The organism is Desulfovibrio intestinivivus, assembly GCF_053570665.1.
In genome coordinates this window covers 3,339,208-3,350,675 of record NZ_JBRBQT010000001.1, presented here as the reverse complement: position 1 = coordinate 3,350,675, position 11,468 = coordinate 3,339,208, and the positions used below count along the sequence as shown (strand labels likewise).

Annotated in this window: 8 protein-coding genes, 2 tRNA genes, 1 pseudogene and 1 CRISPR repeat array; of the genes and pseudogenes, 6 read left to right on the top strand and 5 right to left on the bottom strand. The window is 54.8% G+C overall.

Annotated features, from left to right (window positions below; all coding sequences use genetic code 11):
- Positions 1 to 36: 36 nt before the first annotated feature.
- Entirely contained in the window at positions 37 to 573 is a 537-nt protein-coding gene (locus ACUZ9P_RS14290) for a GNAT family N-acetyltransferase (protein ID WP_449250198.1), read from the top strand.
- Between the two features lie 93 nt (positions 574 to 666).
- Here ACUZ9P_RS14290 and dpaL read toward each other — a convergent pair whose 3' ends face one another.
- The gene (gene dpaL, locus ACUZ9P_RS14285) at positions 667 to 1,884 is read right to left on the bottom strand and encodes a diaminopropionate ammonia-lyase (protein ID WP_449250197.1); all 1,218 of its coding nucleotides are present in this window, start codon (positions 1,882 to 1,884) and stop codon (positions 667 to 669) included.
- A 112-nt stretch (positions 1,885 to 1,996) separates the two neighbouring features.
- A CRISPR array of direct repeats spans positions 1,997 to 2,889; the repeat unit is 36 nt; unit sequence GCTATAGTTGTCTGTCCAAATCTATCCTGCTAAACT.
- 123 nt (positions 2,890 to 3,012) lie between these two features.
- Between dpaL and cas1 the strand changes: the two genes are divergently transcribed.
- Complete coding sequence (gene cas1 / locus ACUZ9P_RS14280) at positions 3,013 to 3,936, top strand: type II CRISPR-associated endonuclease Cas1 (RefSeq protein WP_449250196.1); 924 nt, start codon at positions 3,013 to 3,015, stop codon at positions 3,934 to 3,936.
- Here cas1 and cas2 read toward each other — a convergent pair.
- The 4 genes from cas2 to ACUZ9P_RS14260 form a co-directional block, all read right to left on the bottom strand.
- A complete protein-coding gene (cas2, locus tag ACUZ9P_RS14275) occupies positions 3,933 to 4,250 on the bottom strand; it encodes a CRISPR-associated endonuclease Cas2 (RefSeq protein WP_449250195.1) in 318 nt (105 codons plus the stop codon). The genes cas1 and cas2 overlap by 4 nt on opposite strands.
- Before the next feature lie 19 nt (positions 4,251 to 4,269).
- Positions 4,270 to 7,773: a type II CRISPR RNA-guided endonuclease Cas9 gene (gene cas9, locus ACUZ9P_RS14270; protein WP_449250194.1), complete on the bottom strand. Its 3,504-nt coding sequence runs from the start codon at positions 7,771 to 7,773 to the stop codon at positions 4,270 to 4,272.
- Positions 7,774 to 8,184: 411 nt separating this feature from the next.
- A tRNA-Glu gene (locus tag ACUZ9P_RS14265) sits at positions 8,185 to 8,261 on the bottom strand.
- A 10-nt stretch (positions 8,262 to 8,271) separates the two neighbouring features.
- Positions 8,272 to 8,346, bottom strand: a tRNA-Gln gene (locus ACUZ9P_RS14260).
- Positions 8,347 to 8,792: 446 nt separating this feature from the next.
- Here ACUZ9P_RS14260 and ACUZ9P_RS14255 point away from each other — a divergent pair.
- The 4 genes and pseudogenes from ACUZ9P_RS14255 to ACUZ9P_RS14240 all read left to right on the top strand — a co-directional run bounded on the left by ACUZ9P_RS14255 (position 8,793) and on the right by ACUZ9P_RS14240 (position 11,358).
- Positions 8,793 to 10,231, top strand: a pseudogene (locus ACUZ9P_RS14255) (putative sulfate exporter family transporter).
- Between the two features lie 20 nt (positions 10,232 to 10,251).
- Complete coding sequence (locus ACUZ9P_RS14250) at positions 10,252 to 10,416, top strand: hypothetical protein (protein ID WP_022660002.1); 165 nt, start codon at positions 10,252 to 10,254, stop codon at positions 10,414 to 10,416.
- A 277-nt stretch (positions 10,417 to 10,693) separates the two neighbouring features.
- On the top strand, positions 10,694 to 10,924 hold the full coding sequence (locus ACUZ9P_RS14245) for a hypothetical protein (RefSeq protein WP_324835265.1): 231 nt from the start codon (positions 10,694 to 10,696) through the stop codon (positions 10,922 to 10,924).
- Entirely contained in the window at positions 10,924 to 11,358 is a 435-nt protein-coding gene (locus tag ACUZ9P_RS14240; protein ID WP_449250193.1) for a DUF523 domain-containing protein, read from the top strand. The genes ACUZ9P_RS14245 and ACUZ9P_RS14240 overlap by 1 nt, the downstream gene beginning before the upstream one ends.
- Positions 11,359 to 11,468 lie beyond the last annotated feature (110 nt).

Genomic DNA, 11,468 nt, shown 5'->3' with positions numbered 1-11,468 from the left:
AACAGAGATGATGATTTTGAAATACAGGAGGTTGCTGTGGCAAAATTTGAAACGGGACGTCTTGTCCTGAGACCTTTTGAAGCCAAGGATGCGGCAGGCCTGTTTGAAATGCTTTCGCATCCACGAGTCCATTGTTTTGCGCCTGACCGTCTGGATTCGATGGAAGCAGCGGTTGCCGACGTTGCGCGGCGAAGCGCAGACCCCGTGCAACTGGCAGTTTGCCTCAAGGGGCAGGATGTGATGATCGGGCTGATGTTTGCCGCGAATGATGAGCCGGATACCTATGGCCTGGGCTGGCATCTGAACAGCAGTCATGAGGGAAAGGGATACGCGAGCGAGGCCGCAAGGGCGTTCATTGACATCCTTTTTACCCACAAGGGCGCACGGCGGGTATATGCCTATGTGGAAGATGACAATATCCGCTCGCAAAAACTGTGCGAGCGGCTGGGCATGCGCAGGGAAGGGCTTTTCAAGGAGTTCATTTCATTTGTCAGCAATGCCGATGGAACGCCCAAATACGAAAATACATGCCTCTATGCCCTGCTGAAAAAGGAATGGAAAAACAGCCGCTAACGGCGCAGGGGTTGCATATATACACCCGTTGCAGTGCGCCCTGTGCATGGATGCCGCATCTGACGGATGTGTGGTTGAAGGGTGCGGCTGTTGTCAGGCGCGTTCCTCATCCGCATACGCGCCCTGCCAGACAATTTTTTTGTAGATGTGCGGCACAGTGTCGCCCTCGGTGCTGATGAGCAGAACCGAGGCATCGGCGTTCAGGCCCAGAGCTTCGCGCTGGTCTGCCGCAGCGGGGCTGCTCATGAGCCAGTGCAGCGCACCCGCGCCCGCCGCGCCAGATTCGCCGGAAACAATGGGCTGATCGCCCCTCACGGGTGCCGCCAACAAACGCATGCCGTTGGCTGCCATGTAATCCGGGCAGGACATGAAGGCCGTGCTGTAATCCTTGAGGATGCTCCAGGCCAGACTGCTCGGCTCGCCGCAGGCAAGCCCGGCCATGAGGGTTTGCAGGTCGCCGCCCACGGCATGGGCCTTGCCGTCGCCCGCCAGCGCGGAGCGGTAAAAGCAATCGGCGGCATGCGGTTCCACCACAATGAATCGTGGTGCCGCCTCGCCAAGGGCCGCCACCAGAAAACCCGCCACAGCAGCGGCAAATGACCCTACGCCCGCCTGAAGAAAGCAGTGCGTCGGGCGAATGGCGGCTGCGTCAATCTGCTCCAGAATTTCTGCGGCAAGGGTAAGGTAACCCTGCATGATCCATGCGGGAATCTGCTCGTAGCCGTCCCACGCGGTATCCTGCACCATCACATAGCCATTTTCCTGCGCCAGATTCCAGCTCATGCGCACGGTGTCGTCATAATTGAGGTCAGTGATGCTGCACTGCGCGTCAAGCGCCAGAATGTTGTTCTGGCGGGTTTTGTCCGACCCTTTGGGCATGTAGATGATGCAGGGATAGCCCAGCTCGCGGGCTGTCCAGGCCAGCCCCCTGCCGTGGTTGCCGTCCGTAGTGCTGATAAAGGTGATCTGCCCTGCGGCTGCTCTGGCGGCGGGGGCGTCAAGCATGCCCCGCACAAGGCCCTCGGCTGGCAGGCGCATGCGCTCGGCAAGGCAGCGGGCCACGGCGTAAGAGCCGCCCAGCACCTTGAAGGCGTTGAGGCCAAAGCGGTGCGATTCATCCTTTACGCAGACGTTTTTCAGGCCAAGGCTTGCCGCCAGCCCCGGCAGGCTCACCAGCGGAGTGGGGCGGTACTGGCTGAAAGAGGCGTGGTACGCGCGGACGTGCCGGGCCACGGCGGGCGAAAAATCGCTAACGTCCACACCCTGAGCGGGCGCGGTGCGAAAGGGATTGAGCAACAGGGATGCGGGCATGGGCGGTTTCCTTGGTGGGATTGGCCTGCGGCCTCAGGGCCGGGCAATGGCAAGTATAGCGGCGGTTTGCCCATCTGGGCAAGGGGGAAGCGGCGGAGGGTATTGCTGGTCAGCTATAGTTGTCTGTCCAAATCTATCCTGCTAAACTGCATGCGCGGACACTGCCGCGCGGCAGCAGGCTATAGTTGTCTGTCCAAATCTATCCTGCTAAACTTTCCGGGGTGATTGACCTTGCGGCGGTAGCGCTATAGTTGTCTGTCCAAATCTATCCTGCTAAACTTTGGCCCGAGCCAGGGTGGCCGGGGTGATCGCTATAGTTGTCTGTCCAAATCTATCCTGCTAAACTCATATGGCACACATACCTTTGAGTGGATGGCTATAGTTGTCTGTCCAAATCTATCCTGCTAAACTTAACATCCTGTTGCATTGCCCCAATTCTTAGCTATAGTTGTCTGTCCAAATCTATCCTGCTAAACTATGCTGCGTATGGTCAAATGGCGGCTGTGGGCTATAGTTGTCTGTCCAAATCTATCCTGCTAAACTCCCGCATGTTGCCTGCGTGAAGCCCTGCAAGCTATAGTTGTCTGTCCAAATCTATCCTGCTAAACTCAAGATTGTGGAGAATAACAAGAAGAAAGGGCTATAGTTGTCTGTCCAAATCTATCCTGCTAAACTGCCGTATGCGGCTAATCCCCCAGGAACAAAGCTATAGTTGTCTGTCCAAATCTATCCTGCTAAACTCTGGCTGTTTGGCCCCCGCAAAACCGCACCGCTATAGTTGTCTGTCCAAATCTATCCTGCTAAACTTGCCGGGCCGTGGCGGCAGAGGGGGCTACTGCTATAGTTGTCTGTCCAAATCTATCCTGCTAAACTGCCTCACGCGGGCGTAACACTCCACGCCCCGCTATAGTTGTCTGTCCAAATCTATCCTGCTAAACTTGGCCCGGCGCTATAAACTGACGCGCCTCAGCTATAGTTGTCTGTCCAAATCTATCCTGCTAAACTCTGTTGGAGTAACCACCACAAAAAATTATGGTTATTTCAAAAAAACTGCAAAAAAATCCGTCTGGCTGCATACTGATAAAGCAGCGTAAACGGATTTTTTTGTCTTTTTGAAAGGGGGGGCTGATGGGTAACTATATTCTGGAGCTTTCAGAAAGCTCTCGCTATGCGCACTGTTCCCGTGGTTTTGTCATTATTTGCGAAGATAGTGCCGAAATAGGGCGTATTCCTATAGATAGTTTGCTGGCGGCCATTATCAGCGCAGAGGGTGCCACTCTGTCAAAATCGTTTTTTGTGCGCTTGGGCGAGGCTAATATTCCCATAATCATTTGCGGCAAAGATTATATGCCGCTTTCCATTGCTGCGCCTCTTGCGGCGCACCACAGGCACACTGCCATAGCAAAGCAGCAGGTGCAGTGCCCACCCGTGCTGCACAAGCAACTGTGGAAAAGTATTATACAGGCCAAAATACATAATCAGATAGCCACGCTTGCCGCATACAGGCCGGAGCAACAGGCCGTGCTTGCAAAGTTGCACCTGCTCCAGCGCAAGGTGAAAAGCGGCGATACGGACAACCACGAAGCTCAGGCCGCGCGCCTGTACTGGCCTGCGCTTATGGGAAAGGGCTTTGTGCGGCGGCCTGATCTGGAGGGCAGCAACAGCCTTTTCAACTATGCCTATGCCATTGTGCGCTCGTGTGTGGCGCGGGCCGTGTGCGCCGCAGGGCTGTTGCCCATGTTTGGCGTGCACCACCGCAACACGCTCAACGCCTTTTGCCTTGTGGATGACCTGATGGAGCCGCTGCGTCCTGTGGCGGACGCCTTTGTATTGCAGCACCTTGAGGCCACAGAGTTTGCCGCAACGCTCGATACCCCGGCAAAAAAGCACCTCAGCACCATTCTTGCCCACAAGCTGGAGTGCAAGGCGGGGGCCACGGCATTTATACCCGCAACAAATACCGTGGCCCAATCCTTTGCAGACTGCGTGCTTGCCAAAGAGCCCGCCTTGTCGCTGCCGCTCTTGCAGCAGCCTGGCGAGGCGGCCTGCTAGAACAAAAACAGTTGTTTGGTGTTTTCCAGCGTTTTTGCTTCGTTTTCTTCCCTTGCTTCGCCAAAGAAGTTTTGTGTCATGCCGTATTGCCTGTCTGTAATAAACATTACAGACACAAAACCATTGGGCACGAGGCAGTGTCGCACTTTTTGGGCCATGCTTTGCGCGTTTTCGAGGGTTTCGCAGTGGCGCATGTAGACCGAAAACTGCTTTCGGCTGAACCCCAGTTCCAGCAGACTGTTGCGAAAAAGCGTGGCCCGCTTCATCTCAGCCTTGGTGCTGACTGGGAGGTCAAACATGACGACTAGCCACATAAGCTCATAATGGCTTGGTTTATGGCGCCTTTTTGCCATGCCAGAGTTTTTTGTGTTTGTGCAGTATTTTGCCAAAGGGCGAAATATCCACCTTGCGCGCCTTGAGCTTGCACCATGGGCCCAGGCGAAGTCCACCACTTGTCCACCGGGTGTAGTCCGCAAGAACTTCTGTGCCGCTCTTTACTGTAGAAATTTTGCCATCGAGAGGGCGTGCATCGTTGAGCAGGTTACATTGAAGTTTGCCATCGATGCTCATGCTTTGCACCACCATATAGCATTTTCCCACGGGGCAGGGTGCTTTAATGTGGGCCTTAAGCTCTGGCGTAAGCTCTACCTCAATAACATCGTCAATGCACAGATTCCAGATAAAACGTCCACCTTTGCTCATCCATTCCGGCACAAAGCTTGGGTTGTTGGCATCTATGCGGGTAATGCATTCCCAGCCTATCTTGCCGTCTGTAGTTTCATAAAAATCCATGCAGTAATTGTTTTTTGGTTCAAAGCCGAACTGCAAGGCATCATTGACTGCCACAAGGGTTTTGAATTTAAGAGCCGGGTAGGTTGCCCCAATTGCCCCGGCCTGTTGCGCCATGGCGATGGCCTCGGCCACAATGGATGTTTCTCTTGCCTGTGGCGTAAGGTCGCGCAGTCTGCCCCCCGCTTTTATGGCCTGTTGCCGCCTTGCCTCAAGGTTGTCGCTGGCGGCAACGTAGCGGGATTCTATGGCGTAGATAATGGCCTTGCACTGTGCATGCGCTGTTTGCACTGCTGGAAGATCGTGCGGAATGGTGGCCCCCGGCAATATTCCGGCCACGCTCTTTTTGTCTTTCAGTTTGTCCATCGCTCTGCGGTAGCGGATAAGCATTTTATCGGAACCATTGCGCGTGTCTTGCTGCAGGATACGGCATTTGGTGTCTTCGTGTAATTCACCCGCCTTGCCGTGCTCCTTTTTGGGCGAAACAACCACTTTTTTCAGGGCCTCCAGCATCTGCTGCCTGAACCAGCCAGTGTCGCTGCCAAAGGGTGAGGGAAAGTCTGGCCCGCCATCTTTTTTGCGCCAAGTTGTCTTTTCATCGCGCACCATGCGGCTCACCATGCTGCGCGTGGTACAGGCCGCCACAAGGGCGTCAACGGCGTGATGACGATGATCTATGCGCGGTTTTGCCACCCATAACGGATTGCGAACCGGGTAGCCAAAATTATTGAGTTGTACCTCGCCCGTGACCGGGTCGTATTGGTGCTTGCGTATGGGCAGGCCAAGAAGTTCATATTCAATGCCATCCAGCCCCCACAGATGGCGCAGTTTGGCCGTGGTGCCGCCCTTTACAGCCACTACATCGGCACAGAGCATGCGGAGATACCGTGCCGCAATTCTTGCCATATAGCTGGTATTTGAAAGGCGGCTATCCGTGGCATTCTCATCGCCCTGCTCCTCAAAACGGTTGCAGGCATCGGCCGAAAAACGCCACGCCTTGGCCTTGGGATAGGATTTGTCTGCAATGACCTTTGCAATATGCTGCCATGCGTCTGGAGCTGTTTTTTGTATGAACTGGTAGGGAAAACTGTTGCCCTTGGCAAAGTTTTCGTTGCTGTGCACGAGGGCCAGATTCATGTAACTGTCTGACCCGCCGTGCGATTGCGGGATGAGGTGTTCGATCTCGCAGGCTGCAATGTCTGATTGCTTGATCTCGGCATAGCTGAACAGGCTACGCTTGCCCTGTTCTTCCCACAGCCGATATTTTGTGCGGTTGGTGCGGGTAGGGGAGAGGCCGAGGTTTGCAAGCGCCTCGTCAATGGTAACATTTTCCCTTTCGCGTTTTTGCAATTCGCGTGTCAGTTCCTCGCGCTTTGGGGCAGACATGCCCAGCTCTCTGGCAAGCTCTATATGGATGCGCTGCGGCTTGCCATAGAGGGACACAATTTCATTGACCACCTTGCGCAGCTGGTTGAGCGCCGTATGCACCACAGGGTTGGGAATGCGCCCGTGCGCGGCCTCCTCCTGCGCGGCCTGCTTGGTGTGCCACGGGTGAATGGGCGTTACATCCTGCCGCAGCACCTCGCCATAGTAGGGAAGCTGGGAGAAAGTGCCGTATTTTTTGCTTAAGGCTTGCTCCTCCGATTCAAAACCGCAGGCATCGGCAGCGGTGCGGTGGGTATGGGGCCGCCAGACCAATGTAACCTCGCCGGTGATAGGGTCGGCTGTTTCTACCTGCTGGCCCTCGATGAGCTTTTCCAGAATGCGCTGCGTGGCCTCGATCCCAAGTTTGCTTCTGTCGGGGGTTAGCCGGGCTATGGCAGTGCTGACGGCTTTTTCGTTGCCTGCGACTGCAAGGCCGAGGCGCTTGCACACCTCAGCTATCATTTCGTCTTCTGGAAGCAGTACGCTGTTTTCTTCCTCTGGTTTTACGGATGGGTTGGCAATAAAATCAATTATATTGTCGCGCTCTTGCTGCGACAGTGTCTGCCATGTGGGTATGTCGGCAAAAGCCCGAATCTGGCAGAAGCCACGGATAGTTTTGTCATCATCCCCTAGATTGACGCGAACCACCGTTTGCCCAGCGGTTTGAGCAATGTATTTTTTTATGGCAGCTGTTGTAAGGTTAGTACCTTCGCCAAAGGCCAGCTGCGCCAGGTGGTCGCGCATTTCTCTGGACAGGGCATATTCGCCCTTGGGCGTAACGTAGCGCACATTGGCCAGCTGCTCGTAAATACGCCTTTGCTCTGCCAGCCTGTGCATTCTAGGCAGGCGCTTTTGCCCCACTATAAGCGTGCAATAGCCTGTGGCGTAAGGCGCGTGGGGGTGGTCGGCAAAAATAAGATTGTAGATTGCTTGTTCCAGCTCTGGAGTGAGGTTTTTGTGGTGCTGTGATTGTTTAGCCCATATTTTGCGAAATTCGTCCTTTACCAGAAAGCGTGGAACTGCGTAATCTACCGCCTGAGTGTTTACATTATGCTGACGTCTGCGGACGGGCCTTTTCTCCTCCAGCCGCTGCGTAAAAAAATGTGACAATGTTTTTTTGCTGTTTTTGATGATTACTTCCAGACTGCGATAGACGCTGGCGGTTTTCTGTCGGTCTTTTTTCTTTTCCTTTTCTTCGTCAATTTCGGCATCTGGATTTTCTTCCGACTGCGTTAAAAAGCCTGCTCCGCGAAATTTTGCCATGTGCAGAAGGCTGCGGCCCAGGTCAAACAGCGATGGGTAGGCGGCTGATGTGCCTTGCGCACGCAAAAGGTAAGGGTTTTTGCGTATGAGGCTGGCCAGTTGGCCGGTGTCGGTGGGCAGTAGGCCGTGCTGCTGCAAAAAAAGCTTAAGCTTGGCTATGCGCTGCCGTCTGCGGCGTATATGCTTGCGTTCAAGCCGCTTTTCACGTCTGCGTGCTGCTCCTTCTGTTACTGCAAATGTGCGCACGCCAAGATCAAGCACCTTGGTGGGGTTGCCTGAGCCATCAGTGAGAACCAGCGCTGTGCCGATAGAGGCTATGCCAAGGTCAATTCCCAGGTTGTAGCGGTAATATTTAGGCATGCGATCCCCGTTGACATGGTGGTGTAAATTTGGTATTAAATAAATGTCATCTGATTTTTCTTAGCAGGATAGAATTGGATAGACAACTATAACAAGTGGATTTATTCCACCGACAAATCTGGCGGTTCCCTTCGGGGGCCGCCCTTTTGTTTTTTGTCGGGAGGGTATGCGGTCACGTGCTGGGGAATGTTGGAGATTGCTGGCTGTTTGATGGTAGGTTGCTCTGCCGCTAAGGCGGGGCATGGCGTCCGTCCAGAGTAAATGGCAGACAGGGGCAGGCCAGCTTGCCCTCACGCGCAGAAGGTGCCGGAGTAGAAGAAAAATGAATGCTGCGGGGAATGCGCCCCGTGGGGCTGTAGAAAGGGCACGAAAAAAGGGTTACATTTTTCAATGTAACCCTTTATTCTCGATTGGCGTCCCCAAGGGGATTTGAACCCCTGTCGACGGCGTGAAAGGCCGTTGTCCTGGGCCGGCTAGACGATGGGGACGCGGTGTTGTTGGCTGGGCTGCAAGGACTCGAACCTTGATTAACGGAGTCAGAATCCGTCGTCCTGCCAATTGAACGACAGCCCAACGCGAGAACCGTGTATATGTGAAACTGCTGGGTAGTGTCAACAGAAAATTTGAAAAAAATGTTATAGCCTGCATTTTTATACTCTGCCTTCCACCTTGAACGAGGTTTGGAGAAGAGGCGCATGGGCAGGCATGTGAATAGAAGGGCGAGGAGGTGGTGCGTTTTTTTAGCTTTACTCGCTGGCGAAACAGCTCTGGTACTTGATGACTGATTGTTAAACTTTGGACTTAAGCTTGACAATATCTTGCATAAAGGTATGTTTTTCCACATGCGCCAATGGTCGGCAGACCGCAAAATTGGTGCTGCAAGTATCGGTTTCCAGCTGTTTCCGCGGCAAGACGCCTCATAAAGACTGCTCTGTTCTTTATAGAACAAGGTGGTCTGTGCGGCGTAGGTGCGGCTGGAGTTTGTTTGTTTAGCTTAACCTGTACGGAGGAGTTTGGGTATGGCATCAACAAAAGCCTATAATGAAGACAAAGTAGCCCTGCTTATCGGCTGCTTCATCTTCTTGCTGGCGCTGGGCAAGTTCGCTGGCCTGGATCTGCTGGGCTGGGGCCTCAAAATGGGCATGTGGGTTAACAGCCCGCTTGATTGCTGGAAATCGGCGTCCAAAGGCTTGTTGCCTGGCGTGGGGGCTCTGATCGCCAGCTATGTGTTCATTGCCGCCGTCATGTCTGTGGGCATCAAGCTCATGAAGGGCAACATCGGCAAGTTCCTTTACGGTTTTACCTGCATTTTCTTCATTGCCATCGCCTGCTACACTGTTGGCGCAAACGCCTACATTGCAGCCAACCCCACGGAAATCGCCAAGCAGGGCATCACCTGGTCGCTTGGTCTGAGCACCGAGGCTGGCCTTATTGTGGCGCTGGTCATGGGTATTCTGCTGGGCAACCTTACGCCCGGTTTTGCTGAATCCCTGCGCGAAGCCTGCCGCCCCGAACTTTTCGTCAAGATCGCCATCGTTATTCTTGGTGCCGAACTTGGCGTTAAGGCCGCCGACGCCGCTGGCTTTCCGGTCACGTTATTTTCCGAGGCCTGTGCGCCATTGTTGAAGCCTATTTGCTGTACTGGTCCGTTGTTTACTACGTGGCTCGTAAGTACTTCAAGTTCAACAAGGAATGGGCCGCTCCCCTTGCTTCGGGCATTTCCATCTGCGGCGTCTCGGCGGCCATTGCCACCGGCGGCGCCATCCGCGCCCGGCCTGTGGTGCCGATCATGGTTTCCTCGCTGGTCGTGGTGTTCACCTGCATCGAAATGCTGATTCTGCCTTTCATCGCGCAGCACTTCCTGTACACCGAACCCATGGTGGCCGGTGGCTGGATGGGCCTCGCCGTTAAGTCTGACGGCGGCGCTATCGCCAGCGGTGCCATTACTGAATCCCTGATTCTTTCCAAGATGGCTGGCCTCGGCACCAAGTGGGAGCCAGGCTGGATCGTGATGGTGACCACCACCGTCAAAATCTTCATCGACATGTTCATCGGCGTGTGGGCCCTGGTCCTCGCCTACATCTGGACTGCCAAGTTCGACAAAACCCGTGGCGAACGCACCATGACCTGGAGCGACGTTATGGATCGTTTCCCCCGCTTCGTGCTGGGGTACCTTGGCACCTTCCTGATCCTGTTGTTCTTCTGCCTGTCTTCGCCTGAACTGCACAAGCTCGGCAAGTCCATGGCCGGCGCCCTCAACGGCTTCCGCGTCATGTTCTTCCTGCTGACCTTCTTCAGCATCGGTCTGGTGTCCAACTTCCGCAAGCTGAAGGAAGAAGGCATTGGCCGTCTGGCAGTTGTGTACATCGTGTGCCTGTTCGGCTTCATCATCTGGGTGGGCCTGTTCATTTCTTATGCCTTCTTCCACGGCATGACCCCGCCTGTGATGGCTGGCTAGTCCAATATACGGAGTAAGTTATGGAAACGAAAACTGAAGTTAAGCTTCACGAAGAAATCGAGAAGATGGAATACGAACCGCTGGATCCCGTTGAACTCAAGCTCGTTCACTGGAGCTGGGGCATCGGCGTGGTTCTGCTGGTTGTGCTCTTTGTCATCAGCAAGTTCGTCATGACCACGCACTAGACGTGCCTGACGCCCATTGATATGAACGCCGGGGAGGATTTCCTCCCCGGCGCTCTTGTGTGATACGGCAGCAACGAAATTGCATTGTTGCTGCAAGGTGCACATGGGTCAAGCTGACCGCCACGGTCAAGGCTGCGCGCCATTGGTATGCAACGGGCGGGCGTACACTGTGCTCCTGTCCCGCATCATTCCTGTCCGCGACTCGACCGCCCGTTGCACCGGGCTTGATAACCGTTCGTCCAGCATTTGCTGGCGAAACAGTGCGAAGGATAAGGCTATGCCGCATTATCATCTGCGCTTTATGAAAGGCCCCAATTATACGCTGAATCTGGAATTTGAGGCTGTTGTGGAGGCCCCTTCCTTTGAGGAAGCCTTGAAGGCCCACACAGACTGGCCCATAACAGAAAGTTATGACCACGCCACGGCTACGGCCTGGAATCCCGGCACCTGCATGTATTATCAGGAAATGTGGGAAGCGGCCCTGCTGCCCGAAGGTGAAAGCAAGTAATGACCCCGCGCTACATAGTCAGCGCCTGTCTGGCTGGTGAACGCTGCCGCTATGACGGCGGCGACAATACGTGCGCGCTTGTGGTGCGGCTGGTGGAAGAGGGCAGGGCAGTGCCTGTCTGCCCGGAGGCCCTGGGCGGGCTTGAAACGCCGCGCAGTCCCTGCGAACGGTTGGGCAACCGCGTTGTGAACCGTGACGGGCAAGACGTGACGGATGCTTTTGAGCGTGGCGCGGCTCTTGCTGTGGACCTTGCCCGCAAGAATGCCTGCACCGCCGCAATTATAAAGAGCCGCTCGCCATCCTGCGGATTTGACCGTATTTATGATGGCAGCTTTAGCCACACGTTTTGTGCGGGGGATGGCGTGTGGGCAGAGATGCTGCGCTCTGAGGGCTTTGCTCTGTTCAGCGAAGACTCGCTCCCTGACGAATCCTGACCAGCATCAGACAAAAGCTGCCAGTGCGATAAGGCCGGGCGCGAGTCGGAAATTTCCGATAACGCGTCCGGCCTGTTTTATTTATGTGGCACAAAGCGCTGCTTTGCAGA